Annotated in this window: 22 protein-coding genes and 2 tRNA genes; 15 read left to right on the forward strand and 9 right to left on the reverse strand. The window is 54.6% G+C overall.

All coding sequences use genetic code 11. From position 1 onward, the window contains the following. Positions 1-76 precede the first annotated feature (76 nt). From modA to Q4544_RS05350, 4 genes are all read left to right on the forward strand, one after another. Positions 77-811 carry a molybdate ABC transporter substrate-binding protein gene (gene modA, locus Q4544_RS05335; RefSeq protein WP_303504465.1) on the forward strand — a complete coding sequence of 245 codons (735 nt, stop codon included), beginning with the start codon at positions 77-79 and terminating at the stop codon, positions 809-811. Continuing rightward, positions 808-1,515: a molybdate ABC transporter permease subunit gene (gene modB / locus Q4544_RS05340; RefSeq protein ID WP_303504466.1), complete on the forward strand. Its 708-nt coding sequence runs from the start codon at positions 808-810 to the stop codon at positions 1,513-1,515. The genes modA and modB overlap by 4 nt, the downstream gene beginning before the upstream one ends. Continuing rightward, complete coding sequence (modC, locus tag Q4544_RS05345) at positions 1,512-2,606, forward strand: molybdenum ABC transporter ATP-binding protein (protein ID WP_303504467.1); 1,095 nt, start codon at positions 1,512-1,514, stop codon at positions 2,604-2,606. Before modB ends, modC begins: the two co-directional genes overlap by 4 nt. 101 nt (positions 2,607-2,707) lie before the next feature. Further along, on the forward strand, positions 2,708-3,610 hold the full coding sequence (locus Q4544_RS05350; RefSeq protein ID WP_303504468.1) for a DMT family transporter: 903 nt from the start codon (positions 2,708-2,710) through the stop codon (positions 3,608-3,610). Between the two features lie 2 nt (positions 3,611-3,612). Here the strand turns inward: Q4544_RS05350 and Q4544_RS05355 are convergent, their stop codons facing one another. Then, positions 3,613-4,335 carry an NUDIX hydrolase gene (locus Q4544_RS05355; RefSeq protein ID WP_303504469.1) on the reverse strand — a complete coding sequence of 241 codons (723 nt, stop codon included), beginning with the start codon at positions 4,333-4,335 and terminating at the stop codon, positions 3,613-3,615. Positions 4,336-4,660: 325 nt separating this feature from the next. Between Q4544_RS05355 and Q4544_RS05360 the strand changes: the two genes are divergently transcribed. The 4 genes from Q4544_RS05360 (at position 4,661) to Q4544_RS05375 (ending at position 6,681) form a co-directional block, all read left to right on the forward strand. Beyond that, positions 4,661-5,143: an EF-hand domain-containing protein gene (locus Q4544_RS05360; RefSeq protein ID WP_303504470.1), complete on the forward strand. Its 483-nt coding sequence runs from the start codon at positions 4,661-4,663 to the stop codon at positions 5,141-5,143. 87 nt (positions 5,144-5,230) lie between these two features. After that, positions 5,231-5,815, forward strand: a complete 585-nt coding sequence (locus tag Q4544_RS05365; RefSeq protein WP_303504962.1) for an RNA polymerase sigma factor — start codon at positions 5,231-5,233, stop codon at positions 5,813-5,815. Continuing rightward, positions 5,808-6,179 carry a hypothetical protein gene (locus tag Q4544_RS05370; protein ID WP_303504472.1) on the forward strand — a complete coding sequence of 124 codons (372 nt, stop codon included), beginning with the start codon at positions 5,808-5,810 and terminating at the stop codon, positions 6,177-6,179. The genes Q4544_RS05365 and Q4544_RS05370 overlap by 8 nt, the downstream gene beginning before the upstream one ends. Positions 6,180-6,183: 4 nt before the next feature. Then, positions 6,184-6,681 (forward strand): periplasmic heavy metal sensor, encoded by a 498-nt coding sequence (locus Q4544_RS05375; RefSeq protein ID WP_303504473.1) that lies wholly within the window; start codon positions 6,184-6,186, stop codon positions 6,679-6,681. A 40-nt stretch (positions 6,682-6,721) separates the two neighbouring features. On the opposite strand, the gene Q4544_RS05380 is transcribed toward Q4544_RS05375, so the two are convergent. Continuing rightward, positions 6,722-8,104, reverse strand: coding sequence for a diguanylate cyclase (locus Q4544_RS05380; protein WP_303504474.1), 1,383 nt, complete (start codon positions 8,102-8,104; stop codon positions 6,722-6,724). 75 nt (positions 8,105-8,179) lie between these two features. Here Q4544_RS05380 and Q4544_RS05385 point away from each other — a divergent pair, with 75 nt between their 5' ends. From Q4544_RS05385 to Q4544_RS05405, 5 genes are all read left to right on the forward strand, one after another. Further along, entirely contained in the window at positions 8,180-8,464 is a 285-nt protein-coding gene (locus Q4544_RS05385; RefSeq protein ID WP_303504475.1) for a DUF3572 domain-containing protein, read from the forward strand. Between the two features lie 71 nt (positions 8,465-8,535). Further along, positions 8,536-9,228, forward strand: coding sequence for an HAD family hydrolase (locus Q4544_RS05390; protein WP_368411230.1), 693 nt, complete (start codon positions 8,536-8,538; stop codon positions 9,226-9,228). 68 nt (positions 9,229-9,296) lie between these two features. Further along, positions 9,297-11,039 carry a DUF4153 domain-containing protein gene (locus tag Q4544_RS05395; RefSeq protein WP_303504476.1) on the forward strand — a complete coding sequence of 581 codons (1,743 nt, stop codon included), beginning with the start codon at positions 9,297-9,299 and terminating at the stop codon, positions 11,037-11,039. A 64-nt stretch (positions 11,040-11,103) separates the two neighbouring features. Next, on the forward strand, positions 11,104-11,691 hold the full coding sequence (locus Q4544_RS05400) for a heme NO-binding domain-containing protein (protein ID WP_303504477.1): 588 nt from the start codon (positions 11,104-11,106) through the stop codon (positions 11,689-11,691). Between the two features lie 140 nt (positions 11,692-11,831). After that, positions 11,832-12,704, forward strand: coding sequence for a GGDEF domain-containing protein (locus Q4544_RS05405; RefSeq protein ID WP_303504478.1), 873 nt, complete (start codon positions 11,832-11,834; stop codon positions 12,702-12,704). 20 nt (positions 12,705-12,724) lie between these two features. Here Q4544_RS05405 and Q4544_RS05410 read toward each other — a convergent pair. The 5 genes from Q4544_RS05410 to Q4544_RS05430 all read right to left on the reverse strand — a co-directional run bounded on the left by Q4544_RS05410 (position 12,725) and on the right by Q4544_RS05430 (position 17,190). Beyond that, positions 12,725-12,799, reverse strand: a tRNA-Glu gene (locus Q4544_RS05410). Positions 12,800-12,858: 59 nt separating this feature from the next. Next, a tRNA-Glu gene (locus Q4544_RS05415) sits at positions 12,859-12,933 on the reverse strand. A 162-nt stretch (positions 12,934-13,095) separates the two neighbouring features. Next, a complete protein-coding gene (gene recJ / locus Q4544_RS05420) occupies positions 13,096-14,838 on the reverse strand; it encodes a single-stranded-DNA-specific exonuclease RecJ (RefSeq protein WP_303504479.1) in 1,743 nt (580 codons plus the stop codon). 6 nt (positions 14,839-14,844) lie between these two features. After that, positions 14,845-15,816: a class II fructose-bisphosphatase gene (gene glpX / locus Q4544_RS05425; RefSeq protein WP_303504480.1), complete on the reverse strand. Its 972-nt coding sequence runs from the start codon at positions 15,814-15,816 to the stop codon at positions 14,845-14,847. Between the two features lie 87 nt (positions 15,817-15,903). Further along, positions 15,904-17,190, reverse strand: coding sequence for a homoserine dehydrogenase (locus Q4544_RS05430; protein ID WP_303504481.1), 1,287 nt, complete (start codon positions 17,188-17,190; stop codon positions 15,904-15,906). A gap of 168 nt (positions 17,191-17,358) precedes the next feature. On the opposite strand from Q4544_RS05430, the gene Q4544_RS05435 reads away from it, so the two are divergent. Further along, positions 17,359-17,946 carry a TetR/AcrR family transcriptional regulator gene (locus Q4544_RS05435; protein WP_303504482.1) on the forward strand — a complete coding sequence of 196 codons (588 nt, stop codon included), beginning with the start codon at positions 17,359-17,361 and terminating at the stop codon, positions 17,944-17,946. A gap of 39 nt (positions 17,947-17,985) precedes the next feature. Here Q4544_RS05435 and Q4544_RS05440 read toward each other — a convergent pair whose 3' ends face one another. After that, positions 17,986-18,897 (reverse strand): pirin family protein, encoded by a 912-nt coding sequence (locus tag Q4544_RS05440; RefSeq protein ID WP_303504483.1) that lies wholly within the window; start codon positions 18,895-18,897, stop codon positions 17,986-17,988. Positions 18,898-19,023: 126 nt separating this feature from the next. Between Q4544_RS05440 and Q4544_RS05445 the strand changes: the two genes are divergently transcribed. Then, positions 19,024-19,440 carry a PaaI family thioesterase gene (locus Q4544_RS05445; protein WP_303504484.1) on the forward strand — a complete coding sequence of 139 codons (417 nt, stop codon included), beginning with the start codon at positions 19,024-19,026 and terminating at the stop codon, positions 19,438-19,440. A gap of 402 nt (positions 19,441-19,842) precedes the next feature. Here the strand turns inward: Q4544_RS05445 and Q4544_RS05450 are convergent, their stop codons facing one another. Beyond that, positions 19,843-21,249, reverse strand: a complete 1,407-nt coding sequence (locus Q4544_RS05450) for an aminotransferase class V-fold PLP-dependent enzyme (RefSeq protein ID WP_303504485.1) — start codon at positions 21,247-21,249, stop codon at positions 19,843-19,845. Positions 21,250-21,262: the final 13 nt, after the last annotated feature.

A 21,262-nucleotide genomic window follows, 5' to 3' on the forward strand; every position in this document is an offset into this window, starting at 1 on the left:
CACAAGTACGTCAATGGCTTGCCTTACATGTGCCCTTAGACAATAGTGCAAACGCACCAATCGGAGCCACGTCGGAATGCGCGCCATCTATCGTATTTGGGTTTCAGTCTGCCTTATCTGTGCTGCGGTTTCTGCCCAAGCCGAGCTAACGGTCTTTGCCGCCGCAAGCCTACGTGGCGCGTTGGATGAGGTGCATCAATCCTATGAAGGCCGGGTTGTGACCTCCTACGCCAGCAGCGCTGCATTGGCCCGTCAGATCGCCCAAGGCGCGCCCGCGGATGTGTTTATTTCGGCCAATGCGCAATGGATGGGCTACTTAGAAGACTTGGGCGAAGTTCAACCATCTACCAAGGTCACAGTACTTGGAAATCGCCTTGCGCTTGTTGGTCATCAAGCGAATTCTGCCTTTGAAGTAAAAGACTTACCGAAAGTGTTGTCTGACACCCATCTCGCCATGGGCTTTGTAAACGCTGTGCCGGCAGGGATTTATGGCAAGCAATCACTAACGTCTTTGGGCCTTTGGTCAGCGGTGCAGCCACATGTCGTGCAAACAGATCATGTCCGCGCGGCCCTAAACCTTGTTGTGCTTAAGGAGGTTGATTTCGCCTTGGTCTATGCCACTGATGCACTGGCTGAGCCTGCCGTATCCACCCTCGCGCAGCTTCCCGAAGAAACCCACGATCCCATTCGCTATCCGGCCGCCCAAGTCACAGAAAAACCAGAAGCCGCCGCCTATCTCGCCTATCTACAAGGCCCGGATGCACAGGCCATATTCGCGCGGCATGGGTTCTTAACCGAGGGTCTGGAATGAACGCCTTTGTTGATTTCCTCGGCCCAGACGGCTGGCAAGCTGTTGGCCTGTCCTTACGGGTTTCAATTTGGGCAACGGTGCTGAGCCTTCCACTGGCCCTTTACGTAGCCTATGTCCTTGCCCGCAAAGAGTTTTGGGGCAAACAGTTGCTTAATGGGATTGTGCACCTGCCGCTCATCCTCCCCCCAGTTGTCACCGGATACCTATTGCTCATGACGTTTGGCCGCCGTGCCCCAATAGGGGCGTGGCTCGAGCAGACCTTTGGCATCGTCTTAGCCTTTCGTTGGACGGGGGCCGCTTTGGCCGCAGCCATCATGGCCTTTCCCCTGATGGTTCGCGCAATGCGCCTCGCGATAGAGGCGGTGGACCCAAAACTCGAACAGGCCGCACGCACATTGGGTGCAAGTTCTGCGCAGGTATTCTTGTCGGTGACATTCCCCTTAATATTACCTGGTATGATCGCTGGGGCGGTTCTAGGCTTTGCTAAAGCCATGGGCGAATTCGGAGCAACGATCACCTTTGTTTCGAACATCCCCGGCCAAACACAAACGGTGCCGTCTGCCATCTACGGCTTCCTGCAAATCCCGGGTGGGGAGAGCGATGCGCTGAAACTTGTTGGCTTGTCTGTGGTCCTTTCCCTTGGTGCGGTGTTGATCGCTGAGGTTTTGGCACGCCGCGTTGCAAATCGGATCAGCGGGCAATGAGTTTATCCATCGACATACGCCACCAACTGGCTGACTTCGAGCTTGATGTTGCCTTTGACGCGCCTGCGGGAGTTACCGCGCTGTTTGGTGCCTCTGGGGCTGGAAAAACGACTGTGATCAACGCTTTGTCTGGATTGCTGCGCCCGGATCATGGGCGTATTTCCTTGGATGATCAGGTATTTCTAGACACAGCAAAGGGCATCGACCTACGCGTGCAGCAGCGGCGTTTGGGCTATGTCTTTCAGGATCATCGCCTGTTCCCGCATATGCGTGTCGCGCGCAACCTAAGCTATGGTCAACGCATGCAAGGCCTGCCCAAAGACGCGGCCCACGAACAGCGCGTGATCGAAATGCTGGGCCTGTCCGCACTATTGCAACGCTTTCCAGCGGCTTTGTCAGGTGGTGAAAAACAACGTGTCGCAATCGGCAGGGCGCTTTTGTCAAAGCCGCGTATCTTATTGCTGGATGAGCCGCTGGCGTCCTTGGATCAAGCGCGACGGCAAGAGATATTGCCCTATCTTGAACGCCTGCGGGACGAAGCGGATCTGCCAATTCTCTATGTCAGTCATTCTGTTTCCGAAGTAGCGCGGTTAGCGACCACCGTCGTGATACTAGAGCGGGGCAAGATGCGCCGCATGGGGCCGGTCAGCGAAATCTTTGCTGATCCCGAGGCCGTAGGTGCAATAGGCGTTTCAGCCCTTGGCGCAATCCTGAAAGCGCGCGTCGCGCATCACCATGATGATGGTCTAAGTGAACTTTCCACATCCTGTAGCAAGCTTTTCCTACCGATGGTCCAAACGGATGTTGGTTCCAACGTGCGCATACGTATTCGGGCGCAGGATGTGATGCTTAGCCTCACTGAACCCAAAGACATTTCAGCGCTCAATATCCTCAAGGGAACAATTACCGCACTGCAACAGGGCGAAGGGCCGGGCGTTTTGGTTCAAGTCAAATGTGGCGACGACTTGCTATTAGCGCGCGTCACACAGCGGTCAGCCAAGGCAATGGCATTGTCATTAGGGCAAGAGCTATTTGCCGTAATCAAATCCGTCTCTGTGGCCCAAGACGACATCAGCGCGGCCACTCTGTAACGCATTGATGGCCTTCTGATTTGCATTCTGCCAGGCAATATATGTGCATGATCATGCTCTACCTTCTGGCTATCCCTTAGATTGGCAGACATAAGGTCAATATGGATTTATGGATTCTCCTCGCCTTAGCGGCCGCTTTCTTTCAGACATTACGCTTTATGCTGCAAAAGCAATTGAGCGCTGTGAAACTTACGGCCTCTGGCGCGACATTCGCGCGGTTTGTCTATTCCGCGCCCATCGCCGCAACGATTGCTTTGACCTACTTTTGGCAGGCTGGTGTGCCCGTTCCTGACATGGGGCAGGGGTTTTGGCCCTTCGCCATCGCGGGTGGTTTTTCGCAAATTACAGCCACGGTCTGTACCGTTCTCTTGTTCGGGCGCCGCAACTTTGCCGTTGGTCTGACATTTACCAAGATTGCGGTGTTGTTCTCTGTCTTATTTGGCTGGGTTCTGATCGGAGATGCCATTTCGCCATGGAGCTTTATGGCAATCTGCATTGGTTTTGCTGGTGTACTGGTCCTGTCCGGCCCGATGGAGGGTGTAGGCGTGTGGTGGAAACGATTGATTAGCCCCTCAGCGGCGCTAGGCCTATTAGGCGGCGCGTTGTTTGGAGTTTCGGGTGTCGCGTATCGCGGCGCGACACTGGCCATCGAAAGCAGCGATCCGTTTGAACGGGCCATTGTGACCTTGGCCATTGTCACATCGTTGCAATTGGCCAGCATGACCGTGTGGCTATATCTGCGAGACCGTGCAGAGATTGGCAAAGTTTTAGGCGCATGGCGCACAGCCGGTTTTGTGGGGCTAACCAGCCTTGCGGGATCGTTTTGCTGGTTCACGGCCTATACGCTGCAAAACGCAGCCTATGTGAACGCAGTCGGGCAGATCGAGCTGATCTTTGGCATCATCGCAACCGTTTTGTTTTTCAACGAAACGATTTCAAAGCGCGAGTATCTCGGAATTGTACTGATCGCCAGCAGCGTCCTTGGCCTTGTAATCTGGTCCTAAGCTTAACCGCCTAAATCATCTGCCAAAGCGTCGCGCCCATGCAGGCGCTTGAAATAGCCTGCTTCATCATCGTTTTTGAAGAACGGAACAGACTCTGGCGCACCTATGGTCCCAAGGTTGCCCTCAATCTCAGCCAAAACAACTTCGGTGATGAACGGCAAATCAAAGCTGCGCGCTTTGGATAAAGGCACCCATTGAAGATGCGATAGCTCATCACAAGCGGCTGAAAAATCATCAATGTCGCCCGAAAGCTGATCTGCCTCTAGCATAAAGAACCGCGCGTCAAACCGGCGTGGCCTGCCGGGAGGGGTAATAGCACGGAACACAAAATGCATGTCTTTTGGATCGGGGATATGACCTGTTGCAGCATAAGTCAGCCAATCCTCTGGCGGTGTTCCCGGCCAAGCCCCGGCACGCCCAAGGATCAACCCAGTTTCCTCCCAAAGCTCGCGGATGGCGGCAACGGCTGCGGCGTGGGTGATCTGCTCTGGGGTTTCAGGACGCAAATCATCCAAAACACGCTGTGCACTGGGCGGGGTTAATGGCTGTGCAAGCGGAGCATCATAGTCGGCCGCATCAACCGCACCACCGGGGAACACAAATTTGTTCGGCATAAAGGCGGCTTTAGACCCGCGTTGGCCCATCAAGATTTTAGGATCATTCGCTCGATCACGAAGAACAATAACTGTCGCTGCATCACGAATGGCGGTTTTGTCGATGGTCATCTGATCTTGCTACCCCTTTGAACCAAGTCAAAGCGTAGAACGATGCGGCCATGTCGCCAACCAACAATACGACGAAATGCCCGGAGTTGAACAAGCCGTACCCAACGTCATTTGAGGACGATAACATATTGATCAAATGTTTTGCATTTTCTAGTTCAGCTTAATGCTTGATTTAATTCCATAAAATTACATTTTATCTACCCTGCAGTAAATAAATTTCAAAAAAATCGCACTGCAGGCGACGGAAATTATCAGGCCGCGCGTTTTACCTTCTGAAAACGGGCAGCAAGCCGGTTTTGAAGAAACGCAAAAAAGGAACCTGACTATGAAACGTGCAGTATTGATCTCTGGTGTAACCGCTCTGGCATTGGCTCTTGGCGCGGGTGTTGCCTCCGCAAAGGGCTTTGGCGGCAAAGGCGGCCACCACGGCCCACGCATGAACTTTGAACAAGTGGATGCAAATGGCGACGGCATGATCACCAAAGAAGAACTCGCAGCCCACGCACAAGCGCGCTTTAACGAAACAGATACCAATGGCGACGGTAACCTATCCGCCGAAGAACTGGCCGCTGCATCTGAACGTGCCAAGGAAGAGCGTGTGCAAAAGATGATCGAGCGTCGCGATACAAACAATGATGGCGTTCTCAGCTTTGACGAGATGAAACCATCTGAGGATCGCACCGCCAAAATGTTCGAACGTCTGGATACAGACGGCGACGGCTCTATCAGCCAAGCTGAGCTTGACGAAATGAAAGACAAGCGCAAAGGCAAACGCGGTAACAAAGACAAAGACACCGAAGCCAACTAATCGCTGACAGACTTGTGGTCACGCCCGCAATAGGGGCGTGACCAAGATGATTGCCTTAAGGCTATGAAAACGTTACTCCGACAGGACATGGAGATGCCGCGAGACACCTTTCAAGATGCCAGTGACGACGCCTTACTTGTGCTCTATGCCAACGGCGATCCCTTGGCTGCGCGCGCTCTTACGTTGCGATTGACGCCAAAAGTCTTTGGGCACGCCTTCCGCCTTTTGGGGGATCGTGCCGAGGCAGAAGATGTTGTTCAAGACGCATTAGTTCGGCTCTGGAAACTGGCGCCCGATTGGCGTCAGGGCGAAGCAAAGGTCACCACCTGGCTCTACCGCGTTGTGGCAAACCTGTGCACAGACCGCCTGCGCAAAACCCGCGGGGTGGCGCTGGATTCAGTGCCAGAACCCGAGGACGACACAGCCAGCGCTGCAGATGCCATGCAGCAACGATCACGTGTAGACGCATTGCAAGAGGCGCTGAACACTTTGCCAGATCGCCAAAAACAAGCGGTGATCCTGCGCCACATCGAAGGGTTAAATAACCCCGAGATTGCAGAGATCATGGAAATTGGCGTCGAAGCGGTCGAAAGTTTGACCGCAAGAGGAAAACGCGCATTGGCCAAGGCATTGGCTGGTCGCAAAGATGAATTGGGGTATTCGGATGACTGATAAACAATCCATGGATGACCTATTAGACAACATGTTCGCCGAGGCGCGCACCGGTGATGCCGCGCAGCCCAGCGACGACTTCATGGCACGCATGCTGGCAGAGGCCGAGGCGCACCAACCGCCAGCGGCCACCTTAGCACCTGAGCCTGCGCGCCGCGGTCTTTGGCAGCTGATCTATGATACAGTCGGCGGCTGGCAGGGGGCATCCGGCCTCGTTGCGGCTACCATGGCCAGCGTCTGGATTGGGTTCAGCGGTGCAGAAACGCTGACCGTCGAAGGTCTGCAAGCTGTGATCAGCGGTGACACCGAATATTACCTCTCCGATCTTGGTGGGGATTTTAGCTTTGATTTCGAGGAAGGATAACCTCATGGCCGAAGACAAAAAGACAACACGCGCCCCAATGCGCCGTGGCCTGAGGGCGCTCTTGATCGGTTCGCTCGCCGTCAATCTGATCGTAGCAGGCTTGGCGCTGGGCGCTGTTCTGGGGAATTCCAAAGGGGGCAATCGCCCTCCGCGTGATGCCGATTTCATGGGGGCCTATACGCGCGCATTGCCGGACGAAGACCGCCGCGCCATCGGTCGTGCCATTCGTGATCATCACCGCAAATCTGGCATCAGCCGCGAGGCCGCCCGCGCTGAATTTGAAGCCATGCTAAACCTGCTGCGCGCCACTCCCTTTGACGCGTCAAAGGTGAAAGCTGGTCTAGAACAACAAGCCAAAGCTGGTTTCGAACGCCGCGCCTCTGCGCAGACGATGTGGCTAGAGCGTGTAACTGTCATGACGGACGCCGAGCGCCAAGACTACGCCGATCGTATTCAATCACTCTTGGCTCGAAAGCCGAAAGGACCAGAAGGCCGAAAGTAATTTCGGCCAAAGTCCTTGTTAGATAGGGTCTCCAAGGCCGTCAGGCATGGATTTGATTAAACAAAACCTGGTCGCGCCCATGAATCTTTGCATCATACAGCGCTTGATCGGCTTCCTGTAAAAGCGTCTCGACGGATTTCTTGACATAGTTGCCGCCACCAATCGTCGCCCCAATACTCATAGTTACGGGGATCGATTTATTGAGGTTCGAAATTTTCATCGGCGTATCGCGGATCAATGCGCAAAGGCGTTCCGCAAATAGATCCGCATCTTCGCGGCTGACATCGGGCAGGGCGATCAGGAACTCTTCCCCACCAATCCGCGCCACAAGATCAACTGAACGTAGGTTCTCTCGCAAACGACGCGCGGTTTCGGCCAGAACTGCATCACCAGCCGCATGACCGTAGTCGTCATTCACGCTTTTAAAGTGATCCAAATCCGCCAATAGCACCACGAAATTTCTTTTTAAATGAACAGCTTGCTCTGAGATCCGATTAAGATAGGGCAGCGCATACCGACGATTGAACAAACCAGTCAAAGGGTCCGTCACTGCCGCCTGCAATCCATTCTGTAAATTGTCACGCAACCGATCAGACAATCGTTTTTGTTGCACCAATGATGAAATGCGTAACGACATCTCTTCGGGATCAAAGCCCCCTGTCATCACGTCGTGCGCGCCCAAATCCAACGCGTCGACCAGAAGACTGCGATTTTCAGTTGGTAGGATCACCAAAATCCCAGAATGCCGCGTTGTCGCCCGCGCTCGGATTTCTGCCAGCAATCGCAGGGCGATCTCAGGGCGGGCTTCATCCACAGCAATAACAAACACATCCGGTACAGGCTCTTGCGCCATAGCGCGCAGGGTGTCGCCCAGCGGTTGGGCGGCTATCTGATAGGGCATCATCGCCCGCAAATGCGCTTTCCAACGCACACCGGTTTGCGAGTCTGGCGTTGCCAACAACACCTTGGCTGGTTTCTGAAACGGTGCCGTCGCCTCGGCAAACCCAAGCGCTTGATTGGTACGTTCGCGGAGTTTATATTCCTCCGCCGTTTCATGAGACCGCAGCAAACTGCGCAATCGCGCCAATAGCACCAGATCATCCAACGGCCGCGCCATCACATCATTCGCGCCTGCTTTCAGCGCCTCAACCCGATGCGCGCGATCTGCCTTTGCAGACAGGATTACAATCGGCAAATGCGCTGTAGAAGGATTGCTTCGCAGACCAGAACAAAACTTTAATGGATCACAATCGCTCAGCTGACCATTCAGCAAAACCAGATCAGGCATCGTATCTGCCATAACTTTTCGCGCCTCCAAAGCGTTAGAGGCTTGGTAGACTTCGTAAAAAGCCGTGCTCAGCCGGACTTTTAAAACGATCCGGTTCGTGGCAATGCTGTCAACGATAAGCAATTTGCCGGGCATAATTCTTGTCCTTGCGATAAGTTGCTCTCACTTTGTTTTAAATTGGTTAAGAAACCCTTTCGAAGGCTACGCAACATGTCACTTTCCCCTGAATCTGCTGAAACAATTGCTTTGCAAGCTTTGGGCTGGCTCGCCGCCAACGAAGAGCTGATGCCCGTATTTTTAGGGGCCAGCGGCGCGTCAATTGACGACCTAAAAGCGCAGGCTGCCAATCCAGAGTTTTTAGGCTCTGTTCTGGATTTCTTAACGATGGACGATGCTTGGGTGATCCAGTTCTGCGATAGCGTCAATCTGGACTACACAACACCAATGATGGCCCGACAGGCTTTGCCCGGTGGCGCGCAGGTCAGTTGGACATAGGTTTATCCACTTTGACGCTCGCAATAACCCATGACACATATAAACGAAGACAAAGCACTTTGGGGCACATGATGCAGGTAAACGGTCTCCTTTTTGATAAGGACGGAACGCTTTTTGATTTTAACGCGACATGGAACAATTGGACGATCAGCGTCATTGACCATTTCTCTGAAGGAAACGCGACAACCTCGCAACGTATCGCCGATGCCATCGACTTTGATCTCATAGAGCGCGCGTTTCGCCCAACAAGCCCAGTCATCGCAGGCACCAACCGTCAAGCAGCAGAGCTGGTCGCATCCGCTTTGCCCGGCAGTGATGTCGATGCCGTCGAGGACTACTTAGCCAAAAGCGCAACAGAAGCCCCCGTTGCGCCCGTCGTTCCGCTGACACCCTACTTAACGGATCTACAAGCGCGCGGGCTCAAGTTGGGCGTTGTGACAAATGACACCGAAATGGGCGCTAGGGCGCATCTGGAAACGGCCTCTGTCACGCGTTTCTTTGATTTCATCGCTGGGTTTGACAGCGGCTTTGGCGCCAAGCCTGATCCAGACCCATTGCTCGCATTCGCCAAGGCGATGGCGCTTGATCCCTCAACCATCGCAATGGTTGGCGACAGCACCCACGATCTGATCGCGGGGCGCCGCGCCGGGATGACCACAATTGGCGTTCTAACCGGCCTCGCACAATCACACGAACTCGCACCCTATGCCGACATCGTGCTTCCGCACATCGGGCATATTCCCGAGCTCTTAGAGACAGCATAGCGACGATCTGTGCAAAGCCTGCGCAATTCGGTAGACTTACTGACAGAATTCTAATCGGCGGAGCAGCCATGCACGAACAAACAGAACCTCCAATGTCGCCTCGCGTTTGGATGAGCTTGATTGGCGGCATCGCCGGTCTTGCTGCGTGGATCTTATTCGAAGTCTTGCCGGACACGCTTGATAACCAACGTCTTTTTCTTTGGATTGCCAGCGCAACAGGAGGGTTTTTCACGGTTCTTCTCGCGCTACTAGGGCCGCTCAAGGCACGTCCCGCCGTTGCTGTTGCCGGGGTGCTGTCCCTAACAGCCGCCGCGTTGCTGTTCTGGAACAACGGCCGATACCTGCAATTTGACGATCAATTCGAACACGGCTTAGCCCCCCTCGCATGGAGCCTGTTACTCTTAATCGGTGCGCCCTTTGGCGCTGCCTTGGTCGAACGTAAGGTGCGTGACTATGCCTACCTCTTTGACACCGCTTGGGGCATCGTTGTGCGCTATGCGGCGGCTTGGGTTTTTGTCGGCCTATTCTGGGCGCTTTTGTTCCTGTCAGACGCATTGCTTAGCATCGTTGGTATCACGTTGATTGAACAACTGATCGACGAAGAGCCGGTGCCATATGTGCTTACCGGCCTTGTCCTTGGTCTCGCGCTGTCTGTTGCCCAAGAGCTGCGCTCCTACGTTTCCCCATACCTCCTTTTGCGTCTTCTTCGGCTTCTGCTGCCAATGGTGCTGCTTGTCGTCACGGTCTTTATCGCCGCATTGCCAACCCGCGGCCTCTCCCAACTGTTCGGAGACTTCTCTGCCGCCGCCATACTGATGGGGGTGGCGATAGCAGGGGTGACATTAATCACCTCAGCGCTTGATCGCGACGAAGAGGACGCCATCGCCTCGCGCTACATGCGCCTCGCCACAAAGGCACTCGCACTCTTGCTACCAATCCTAGGCGGCCTTGCCATCTGGGCAATCTGGTTGCGCGTCTCTGAATATGGCTGGACTCCCGAACGCCTCGCCGCCGCCATCGCATCTGGCTTTGTCATGTCCTACGCCGTCCTCTACGCGCTGGCCTTATTGCGTGGCACCGAATGGACAGCTCATATCCGGCAGGCCAACATCTTTATGGCCATCAGCGCACTTGTTGTCGCGGGTCTGTGGTTATCGCCTGTGTTCAACGCGGAAAAAATATCGGCTGAGACGCAGCTCACTCGCTATTTAGATGGCAAGATCAAAGCCGATACATTCCCCGTTTGGGAGCTGCAAAACACATGGGGTAAGCCTGGCCAAGCGGTCATCGAAAAACTCAACGCGCTTCCCAAAGAAGACCACATAAAAATACTTGCGAGTCTTGAGCGCGCTAAAAGCCAAAGCCGTTGGCAATTCACTGAAAACCAAACGGCTGAAACAACTAGAAATCTATCATCGCGCATCACGCCCCATGTGAAAATCTGGCCCGACGGAACCACCCTCGCGCCCATGGCATTTGCGGGCACCTACAGTTTCTATTTGGAAAAATGGGCAGAGATTTGCCCGCAACAAACCACCACACCATGTACCTTGGTGCATGGCCCATTCGGCGCGCAGGGCGAAGACAAAGCGCTGTTTATCGTTCCCGGACAAGACACCCATGCCGGCATCTTCTTGATGCATCTTACCGATGGCAAATATGGCGCTGCAAACAGCATTTCCATTCCCGGCCAAGGGCGACATTTGTCAGCAGAGCAAATCGAACAAATCGCAACTGGCGGCTTTCGGATTGGCCCGTCAAGCCGACAGGCGCTTTGGGTGGGGGACTTGGAAATAAGTCCTGAAAATTGAAACTATTGCGGAATTCTTAAGCGATAGGGCGGATACTCTTTCACAGGTTTGAAAGGGGGGCGCCATGCACGGGCTGATCAACAGGGCTGTTCAGTGTTTTGTTCGCGATACCTATGGTCGGGATCGCTGGCACGAAGTTGCGCGCAAAGCCGGGCTCGGCTTCACCGAGTTTGAGGCGATGCTGCATTATGACGACGTTCTGACGGAACAGGTCTTGGATGCGATTGCCGCCGCCGTGCACATACCGCGCGACGTGGTGCTCGAAGACATCGGAACCTATCTAGTCACCCACCCGAATGTCGAGGCGCTGCGCCGCTTGCTGCGCTTTAGTGGTGTAAGCTTTCTAGAGTTCCTTCATTCGCTTGACGACTTGCCAGCCCGCGCGCGCCTAGCCGTCGCTGACCTTGATCTGCCAGAGCTAGAGCTGCGTGATCGCGGCAACAACACCTTCAGCCTCATTTGCCGCCATCCACATACGGGATTTGGCCATGTTCTAATCGGCATCTTGCGCACCATGGCGGATGACTACGGCGCGTTGGTCTTGCTGGAACACACGGGCAATTCTGACACTGTAGAAACCATCCATATCCAATTGATCGAGGCCGCTTTTGGCCCCGGTCGCAGCTTTGACCTTGGGGCGCGCAGCGCATGACTCATAGCCACGTATGCCAACGTCTCAGCGGCGCGTTAGATATTCTATGCCCCATGCATCTTTGCGTGTCGCCCACAGGCCATATTCGCCATGTCGGCCCAACCTTACAGAAACTGCGCCCGGACTTAACATGGAGCAATATGCGCTTTCTCGAGGTGTTCGATCTACAGCGCCCGCGCAATATCACCACGATGCAGCAGGTTCTGGCCATCAATGCGCTGAAACTCCACATGAAATTCCGTGACCGACCGCGCACAACGCTCCAAGGCATCGTTGTCGATATGCCTCAAGGGGATGGGGCTATTATCAACCTTAGCTTTGGCATCAGCATCTTGGATGCGGTCGGGGATTACAAACTCACCAGTTCCGATTTCGCGGCAACAGATATGGCAATTGAAATGCTCTATTTGGTCGAGGCAAAGTCAGCCGCGATGGAAGCATCGCGCACCCTAAATCACCGCCTGCAAACCGCCAAAATCGCCGCCGAGGAACAAGCCTTTACCGACACATTGACCGGCTTGAAAAACCGCCGCGCTGTCGATCACGTCTTGCCACGCGTGATAGAAGCCGGCCGCGGATTTGCCCTCATGCAGTTGGATTTAGATTTTTTCAAACCCGTAAATGACAGCATGGGCCATGCGGCTGGGGATTACGTTCTGCAACAAGTCGCGAAAATTCTAACAGAAGAAACCCGCCAAGATGATGATGTGGTGCGCATCGGTGGCGATGAATTCGTTCTTATATTTCAGGGGGATATTCCTAAGGAAAAACTAATCACCCTCGCTGAACGTATCATTACCCGCATCAAAGAACCGATCACCTTTCAGGGCAAAGCCATCCAAGTGTCCGCCAGTATCGGAATCACCACCGGCCGCGGCCGCGGGGCTGCACCTGAACATATCTTAAACGAGGCGGATTTGGCGCTTTATGCATGCAAGGACAATGGCCGTGGGCAATTCGCGTTTTTCACGCCATCCATGAAACGCACCGCACCCCATCAGGTTCTAGGGTAATTTCTAAAACATGGGAGAAGTGGCAGCCCGTAGGGGAATCGAACCCCTCTTTCCAGGTTGAAAACCTGGCGTCCTAACCGATAGACGAACGGGCCAGACTGCGCTGTGCAGGGCGAATAAAACCGAAACGAATTCCGGTAAACTCTAGCTTCGGTGGCAGCCCGTAGGGGAATCGAACCCCTCTTTCCAGGTTGAAAACCTGGCGTCCTAACCGATAGACGAACGGGCCGTGCCGAAGCGTGAGGCGGTATTTATGCAAAGCGCTTGAATGGCGCAAGGGCAAAAATGAGGGCAAATTCATTTTTTGTGATCAAAGTGAAATCGACGTGCCGCTGTCTTCTAGAAATCAAAAGGCGTGAAAGCGACCCGATGGCGCAAGCCGCTTTAAAAATCAGGCCAATGCCGCATCTTCTAAACGCAACTGCACAGTCTGGCGCCCACCCCAGGTGTTAATATCCAACCGTCCCGCTAGATGAAAACGCTTGCCCGCATGGTTTTCCAATGCGGGGCCAAGGGCCGTATCAAACGCACCAAAGCAGATCGCTTCTAGCCGGGCAGACAAACCATCGCCAAACGTCACCTTCAAATGGCTGTCACCGATCCGTTTGGCGAATCGAATCTCAACCTCGGGAAAGGCAAACCGTGGGGCAGGGGCACCAGCACCAAAGGGACCAGCCGCATCAATCTGATTCACCAAATCAATCGACGCAGCCCCGGGCATCAACATGCCATCCAATTTCAAATCCGCACGGCCCATATCACCGGCACCCTGTTTGGCCAAAAGCTCAGACAAACGTGCCATCGCAGGCTCCAGCTTGTCCCGTTCAACGGTCAAACCCGCTGCCATCTTGTGACCGCCGCCTTTAACCAACAGCCCCTCGGTTGCCAATTTCTGAATGCTCGCTCCCAAATCAACGCCAGACACAGATCGGCCAGAGCCTTTGCCAATGTCCCCGTCAAAGCCAATCACGATCGACGGGCGGTTGTTGGCTTCTTTGATGCGGCTCGCAACAATACCCACCACACCCGGATGCCAGCCTTCGCCAGCCGCCCAAACCAAGGGCGCATCCAATCCGCGCTCTTCGGCCTGATCCATCGCGGCCGCACGCACGCTTGCCTCAATTTCCCGCCGTTCGGTGTTCAGCTCGTCCAGCCGATCCGCCATCGCGCGCGCTTCGTTCACGTTATCAGTCGATAGCAACCGCGCGCCCAAATCCGCCTGACCAATCCGGCCCCCCGCATTCACACGTGGTCCTAACAAAAAGCCCAGATGATACGTATTCGGCGCAGTATCCATCCGGCTAACGTCAGACAACGCAACAATCCCCGCGCGTTCACGACGGCCCATAACCTTTAGACCTTGGCGCACCAAGGCACGGTTCACCCCGATCAACGGCGCAACATCTGCCACAGTCGCCAAGGCAACCAAATCTAACATGGCCATCAAATCTGGCCCCTGCGCGCCGTCAAGACGCATTTGCCGGTTGGCCTCAACCAACATCAAAAACACAACCGCCGCCGCACAAAGATGCGCCAGCGCGCCATCTTCGTCCTGCCGGTTTGGGTTCACGACTGCATGGCAATCGGGCAGGGTCTCGCCACCCAAATGGTGATCCAAAACAATGACATCCGCGCCTTTGGCCGCTGCAATTGGCCCATGCGAAAGGGTTCCGCAATCCACGCAGATGATCAGATCATGATTGCGGGCCAGTTCCGCCATCGCCTCGTCATTCGGGCCATAGCCTTCGTCGATCCGGTCGGGCACATACAGCGTACAGGCCAATCCCATCGCCCGCAGCCAAACCACGATCAACGCGCCAGAGCTGCCGCCATCCACATCATAATCCGCAAAGATCGCAATCTTTTGCCGCGTCTTTACCGCCTGTAAAAACCGTTCCGCCGCGCGTTCCATATCTTTCAAAGATCGCGGGTCAGGCAGTAAATCCCGCAATGATGGCGCCAGAAAACTTTCGGCTTCCTGAGCCGACACACCGCGCCGCGCCAATACTTGACATAGCGGCCTTGGCAGCGTCGTATCCTGCTCCAATGCTTCAGCAGATCGGTCCACTTCGATGGACGGTCCGACCCAGCGGCGTCCCGTCAACGAATTGGAAACATTTAGGAAATCACCCATCGCGGCTTAGACGTTATCCGCAGGCGTGCGATAGGTCATGCGCCGCACAGAGCCAGATTTTGACCGCATCAACAGTGTCGTTGTTTCTAGCCAATTCGGGTTGCGTTTGATGCCCGGCAATAGCGAACCGCCAGTCACACCTGACGCTGCAAAGATTACGTCCGCGGTCACCATTTCGTCGCGCGAATAGACTTTATCCAAATCCGTAATCCCCGCCTTGCGGGCACGGTTGCGTTCATCATCATTGCGGAAGGTCAGGCGTCCAAACATCTGCCCGCCCATGCATTTCAAAGCCGCAGCAGCCAACACACCCTCTGGTGCGCCACCACTGCCCATATACATATCAATGCCCGTCGTATCGCTTTCCGCACAGTGCATAACGCCCGCAACGTCACCATCAGTGATCAGACGAATAGACGCGCCAGTGCTGCGCACCTCTGCAATCATATCCTCATGGCGCGGACGCTCTAGAATACAAACGGTGATGTCCTTTGGCAGGCAGCCCTTGGCTGTGGCTAAAGCAGACACACGCGTCGCAGGCGGCATATCCAGCGTGACAATCCCCTCGGGGAAACCCGGGCCAACTGCCAGTTTTTCCATATAAACATCAGGCGCATGCAACATTGAACCGCGCGGCCCCATTGCAATTACGGTCAATGCGTTTGGCATATCTTTGGCGGTCAACGTGGTACCTTCGAGCGGGTCCAACGCAATATCCACACCTGGGCCGCTTCCGGTCCCGACTTCTTCGCCAATGAACAGCATCGGCGCTTCGTCGCGTTCGCCCTCGCCAATCACAACCACACCAGCGATTTCCAAAAGGTTCAGCTGTTCTCGCATCGCATTGACGGCAGCTTGATCCGCCGCCTTTTCGTCACCGCGACCAATCCAATTGGCAGAGGCAAGGGCCGCTTGTTCCGCAACGCGGGCAAGGCCCAAAGACAACATACGGTCGTGAAATTCGGGCAGGGTGCTCATGAATGCGGTCCTTGTTTTATATCTTTACAAGAATGTGTACCGGGCCAAACCGATGCAAACAAGCATTTGGCCCGGATAAGACGCAGATCAGACGGATTCGATGCGCAATGCAACCGGATCTTGTGCCAGAACGCCTGTGGCTTTCATCGCATCAATCGCAGTGTCCAAAGCGTCACGTTGGGTTTTATGGGTTACAATCAACACAGGCGCTTCGCTGCCCTCGTGCTGACTTTGGCGCATACGATCAATGCTGATCCCAGACTCGCCCAATGCTGTTGCCACTTTGGCCAAAGCCCCCGGACGGTCCAGCAATTCCATACGCAGATAATAAGGCGCTGGCGAAATCGAATGCGCAGATTTCGCCACTTCTAGCGTTTCCGCAGGCACACCAAACGTCGAAATACGCAAACCACGCGCAATGTCACAGATGTCGCCCATCACGGCACTAGCAGTTGGGCCTTCGCCCGCACCGGGGCCGCGCAGAACAACTTGTTCCACCGCATCGCCCTCGATGACAACCATATTTGTGCCGCCCTTCAGCTGCCCCAAAGGGCTGTCCGCAGGCACAAGGCACGGCGACATACGTTGCTCAAGACCACGGCCGGTCAATTGCGCAACACCCAACAGCTTAATGCGGAACCCAAGTTCTGCCGCCTGATGAATATCTTCGATAGAAATGCGCTGAATGCCTTCCAGCTCTACGCCGTCAAATGCAACCTTGGTGCCAAACGCGATAGAGGACAGCAAGGCCAGCTTGTGACCGGCATCAATTCCGCCCACATCCAAATTCGGATCAGCTTCAAGGTACCCAAGCGCATCAGCTTCGGCAAAAACCTCTTCGTAAGGCAGGCCCGCATCCTGCATCCGTGTCAGGATGTAGTTACACGTGCCGTTCATCACGCCCATGACGCGCTGAATTTCGTTGCCAGCCAAACCTTCGGTCAGCGATTTGATCACCGGGATGCCGCCAGCAACAGCAGCCTCAAACCGGATCACGCGATCATTCGCTTCTGCAGCTTCCGCCAGCTCTTGGCCGTGCAGTGCCAAAAGCGCTTTGTTGGCTGTGACCACATCTTTGCCAGCAGCAATCGCCGCTTCGGTAGCGTCTTTGGCTGCACCATCATGGCCGCCCATCAACTCTACGAAAACGTCCACATCATCACGCTTTGCCAGCGCAACGGGATCATCTTCCCACGCATAATCGTTTAAATTCACACCACGGTCTTTGTCCTTGGATCGTGCGGAAACCGCCGTGATCACCACCGGACGTCCTGTGCGCGCGGCCAAAAGATTTGCTTTCTGGCGAACAATTTTGACAACGCCAACTCCGACGGTGCCAAGCCCAGCAATACCTAGGCGCAAGGGGGTAGTCATCACAATCTCCTTTGACTCGACTGCTGTTCAGCCATGTAGCGCTTTCCGCTCGGGCCTGCAATCACGTGATCCCCTCTGTTTTCGACGTAAGAGCTGTTTTGACCTCGACCTGTGGATCGCCTAAAGAATAGAACAACTGTTCACCAATTTGGGCTAAGTGGGAAAGTCATGGCGCGTACATCTGGATCACATTCAGGCATCACAGGGCCAAAAATCCTGCAAGAAGCGCTGCGTTTGTTTGCCCAAGATGGCTATGCCGCTGTTTCAATGCGCAAAATCGCGGCCGAGGTTGGTGTCCAAGCGGGCGCGCTTTACAACTACACCCCAGACAAACAAACGCTGTTGTTTGGTCTGATGCGCAATCACATGCAGCAACTAACAGAGGCATGGGCAGAACAACCGACGGATGGTGGCCCTAAGGCACAGCTTGAACGATTTGTTCGGTTTCACATCCGGTTCCACCACGCCCGACGCGACGAGGTTTTCATAGCCTACATGGAGCTTCGCAACCTCACGCCAGAGAACTTCGAAATCATCGAAGCTCTGCGTCGCGGATATGAAAACGAATTAGAGTCGATTTTAAAAGCAGGCGTCGCATCCGGCGACTTTAGCGTGCCAGACACAAAGATCGCGGCAATGGCACTGATTGCCATGATCACCGGCGTGAACACATGGTTCCGCGAAACAGGGCGGCTAAGCCTCGAAGACGTTGAAACCATATATTGGGATATGGCCCGTAAATCCGTCACCGGATAACGCCTCGCGCCGCATAGGGTGCAGCGCAAGGCGCGTGTCTTAATGGGCGGGCTTGATGAACGTGCCATTACGCAATTCCGCAAAGGCCGTTTGCAATTCTTGCTTTGTGTTCATCACAATTGGCCCATGCCACGCCACGGGCTCTTGGATCGGCGCGCCAGAGATCAGCAGAAACCGCAATCCGTCTGGCCCAGCTTGCACCGTCACCTCGTCACCGGTGCCAAAACGAACCAACGTCCGGTTGCCCGACATATCGCGGATATTCACCTCTTGGCCCGCGACTTCTTTCTCCAACAACACCCCTGATGGCGCGCTGGCGTCGGCAAAGGCGCCAGCCCCTTCAAAGATATAGGCAAAGGCACGGCGGTAGGTATCCACCGGAAACGTCTTTTTAACACCCGGCGGCACGTAAATATCCAGATACTGCGGATCAGCGGCAATACCATCAACCGGCCCGGATTTCCCCCAGAACGATCCAATAATAACCTTCACGCGAGTGCCATCGTCGTCGATGATCTCTGGAATTTCCGTGCCCGACACATCTTGATAGCGCGGCGTTGTCATCTTTAGCGACGACGGCAAATTCGCCCACAGCTGAAACCCATGCATCTGCCCCTGCGCGTTACCCTTTGGCATCTCTTGGTGCATTATCCCCGAGCCAGCGGTCATCCACTGAATGTCACCAGCCCCCAAAGAGCCGCTGTTCCCGATACTATCGGTGTGATCCACGGTGCCCGACAACACATAGGTAATGGTTTCAATGCCCCGGTGCGGATGCCACGGAAACCCCTGCGCAAAATCTTCTGGGCGCTCATTGCGGAAATCATCAAACAGCAGGAAGGGGTCCAATTCGGACGGATCCTGAAACCCAAAAGCACGGTGCAAATGAACACCCGCGCCTTCGATAGTGGGGGCAGCCTGACGGCTTTCCAATGTAGGTCTGAGAGACATGATGTTCTCCTTTCAGGATTGAACGTAAAGGTCGTAAAGCGTATGGCCAAGGGGCGAGGCTGTGCGACGGTGAACGACACTTGTGCGGATGACAAAGTGTGAGCAATCTTAGGTGGAGCAATTCAAATGACAAAGCTAACCCTTGATCCGGCTCTGATCGAAACGAACTCAGCTTTACAAGATCATTTTGGCTATCGTCTAACAGGGTGGGAAGCGGGGCGTGCAAGCCTGGAGCTACCTCTTATCCCCCAATTGATGAACCGTTCGGGCATCCCGCACGGCGGCGTCTACGCTACTCTATTGGATACGGCGATGGGATATGCGGGCTGCTATACCGGAGATCCAGATCGCAAAGCCTTGGCGCTAACGCTCTCCATGACGGTCAATTTTCTGTCTCGCCCCAAAGGCCAGCTATTGATTGCCCATGCTGAACGCACAGGCGGCGGCGCAAAAACATTCTTTGCCGAAGCTCATATCGTCGATGAAACCGGAGAGATGATCGCCCGTGCAACGGGTGCATTCAAACTGCGCGAGACCCGCTAGAATGCACGTTAGCAGGTGTGTTTGGGTGAGAGAGAATTGTTAATTTCGAACCTAATGTCGAAGTAAGTGGAGTCATATTGTATTTATCTATCACATAAGTGACTTTTTATCGTTATCCTGCTATTCGCTACTACGATGCCCGTGCCCAACCGTTGGGCTCTGAATCCCTTCTGGTAAATTAAATACATACTTTTCAATAGCTTATGTTTCTTTTATCTATTTTGAAAAGCCACAATACGCCACACCAATTTGCGACAGCATTTTCCCGAGCAACAGCCCGCCTACTAACTGTTCACGGGTTATCCACAAGTCTTTGTTCGGAATAATTGTTTTTTTTCATACTGTTACGAAGCATAATAAACTTGCCAATCGCGAATAATCCCCAGGTTATACACAGCCACCCTAGACCTCTTCCTTCGCCATTTGGTCCAAAAGTACCGGAATGCTGTCCAGAATGTAATCCACAGTCTCGTCACTCATCAGGTAGCTCAGGTTCAATCGCACAAATCCCGGCTTGTTCTCTTCGTTGCCCGCCAGAATATCACCACGCAGCTGCGCTGAGGTGGAGCCATCAATCGACAGCAAGTCATGCACATAGGGGCCTGCACAGCTACATCCACCACGCGCCTGAATTCCAAAGTGATCCGATAGCGCGGTCGTAAAGGCCTTGTAGCAAATCCGCTGCCCATCAACGCGCAGCGGTACAAAGGAAAAGATCGGCAAACGCGCACGGCGGGCAGGGGCGAGAACATGCAAGTTATCCAAGCCAGCCCATGCCTCAAACGCACGTGCGGACAATCTATGATTGATTTCGTCAATCCGCGCCTGGCCCACAACATCCTTCACAATCATCGCCAGTGCGGCCCGAATATCGCCAATCACATTCGGCGTGCCGCCTTCTTCGCGCTGCTCTAGTCGCGTCACGTAGTCGTGCAGATGTGAATTCACAAAGGCCACCGTGCCGCCACCGGGACGGCTGGGTTTATGCGCCGTAACGGCATCCCGCCGTACAATCAAAACACCCGATGATCCCGGACCGCCCACAAACTTATGCAGGCTAACAACGATCGCATCCACCGGATGCCCGTCAGGCGACATCGTCATCTGCAGATAGGGACCAGCACCGGCATAGTCCCAAACAATCTTGCCACCGTATTCCTTGATCAACGCCGTTATCGGCCCCGGTTCGGTGCAAACCCCCGTAACATTCGATGCCGCCGAAAACGCCCCAATCACTGCGCCCCGATGCGATACGGCTTTTAGAACCGCCCGCATATGCCCCATGTCTGGCCCGCCTTCTTCCGCCTCTCCAATCTGCACAACGGTCGCCCCGCTTTCGCGCCACGGCAGTAGGTTCGAGTGATGCTCATACGGCCCAACCAGCACAAAGACCTCTTTGTCCGCCGCAACATCGTCTTTGATGCCAAACAGATGGACCAATTGGTTCAACCCAGTCGTCGCCCCTGATCCACCAAAGATCACCGCATGATCCTGCATGTTTGCACCGCATTTCTCGGCAATCACCTGCCGCGCTTCTTCGCGCATCTGCGTCATGCGCGCCCCGCAAAAACTCTGCTCAGTATGCGAATTCGCATAATACGGCAGCACCTCGGCCATCACAAAATCTTCGATGTGCCGCAGCGCCCGGCCAGAGGCCACATAATCCGCATAGACCAATTTCTTGGCGCCAAACGGCGTCACAATTGTGGTGTCGGCACCAATCACCCCCTCGCGAAATGACGCGACCGGATCGCGCAATTGCCGCAGGTCATTTTCAAACAACGAAAGAGGGGTCGAAGGGCGCAACATGATCTGATCTCCA

Origin of the sequence: Cognatishimia sp. 1_MG-2023 (assembly GCF_030548175.1) — a bacterium.
Lineage (GTDB): Bacteria > Pseudomonadota > Alphaproteobacteria > Rhodobacterales > Rhodobacteraceae > Cognatishimia.

Bases quoted from the DNA above. Each gene is read 5' to 3' on its own strand.
- Q4544_RS05450 (WP_303504485.1), bottom strand. From the start codon at position 21,249: ATGTTGCGCCCTTCGACCCCTCTTTCGTTGTTTGAAAATGACCTGCGG.
- Q4544_RS05375 (WP_303504473.1), top strand. From the start codon at position 6,184: ATGGCCGAAGACAAAAAGACAACACGCGCCCCAATGCGCCGTGGCCTG.
- Q4544_RS05360 (WP_303504470.1), top strand. From the start codon at position 4,661: ATGAAACGTGCAGTATTGATCTCTGGTGTAACCGCTCTGGCATTGGCT.
- glpX (WP_303504480.1), bottom strand. From the start codon at position 15,816: ATGAGCACCCTGCCCGAATTTCACGACCGTATGTTGTCTTTGGGCCTT.
- Q4544_RS05365 (WP_303504962.1), top strand. From the start codon at position 5,231: ATGGAGATGCCGCGAGACACCTTTCAAGATGCCAGTGACGACGCCTTA.
- Q4544_RS05390 (WP_368411230.1), top strand. From the start codon at position 8,536: ATGCAGGTAAACGGTCTCCTTTTTGATAAGGACGGAACGCTTTTTGAT.
- Q4544_RS05435 (WP_303504482.1), top strand. From the start codon at position 17,359: ATGGCGCGTACATCTGGATCACATTCAGGCATCACAGGGCCAAAAATC.
- modA (WP_303504465.1), top strand. From the start codon at position 77: ATGCGCGCCATCTATCGTATTTGGGTTTCAGTCTGCCTTATCTGTGCT.
- modC (WP_303504467.1), top strand. From the start codon at position 1,512: ATGAGTTTATCCATCGACATACGCCACCAACTGGCTGACTTCGAGCTT.
- Q4544_RS05350 (WP_303504468.1), top strand. From the start codon at position 2,708: ATGGATTTATGGATTCTCCTCGCCTTAGCGGCCGCTTTCTTTCAGACA.
- modB (WP_303504466.1), top strand. From the start codon at position 808: ATGAACGCCTTTGTTGATTTCCTCGGCCCAGACGGCTGGCAAGCTGTT.
- Q4544_RS05400 (WP_303504477.1), top strand. From the start codon at position 11,104: ATGCACGGGCTGATCAACAGGGCTGTTCAGTGTTTTGTTCGCGATACC.
- Q4544_RS05380 (WP_303504474.1), bottom strand. From the start codon at position 8,104: ATGCCCGGCAAATTGCTTATCGTTGACAGCATTGCCACGAACCGGATC.
- Q4544_RS05370 (WP_303504472.1), top strand. From the start codon at position 5,808: ATGACTGATAAACAATCCATGGATGACCTATTAGACAACATGTTCGCC.
- Q4544_RS05440 (WP_303504483.1), bottom strand. From the start codon at position 18,897: ATGTCTCTCAGACCTACATTGGAAAGCCGTCAGGCTGCCCCCACTATC.
- Q4544_RS05385 (WP_303504475.1), top strand. From the start codon at position 8,180: ATGTCACTTTCCCCTGAATCTGCTGAAACAATTGCTTTGCAAGCTTTG.
- recJ (WP_303504479.1), bottom strand. From the start codon at position 14,838: ATGGGTGATTTCCTAAATGTTTCCAATTCGTTGACGGGACGCCGCTGG.
- Q4544_RS05445 (WP_303504484.1), top strand. From the start codon at position 19,024: ATGACAAAGCTAACCCTTGATCCGGCTCTGATCGAAACGAACTCAGCT.
- Q4544_RS05355 (WP_303504469.1), bottom strand. From the start codon at position 4,335: ATGACCATCGACAAAACCGCCATTCGTGATGCAGCGACAGTTATTGTT.
- Q4544_RS05395 (WP_303504476.1), top strand. From the start codon at position 9,297: ATGCACGAACAAACAGAACCTCCAATGTCGCCTCGCGTTTGGATGAGC.
- Q4544_RS05405 (WP_303504478.1), top strand. From the start codon at position 11,832: ATGCGCTTTCTCGAGGTGTTCGATCTACAGCGCCCGCGCAATATCACC.
- Q4544_RS05430 (WP_303504481.1), bottom strand. From the start codon at position 17,190: ATGACTACCCCCTTGCGCCTAGGTATTGCTGGGCTTGGCACCGTCGGA.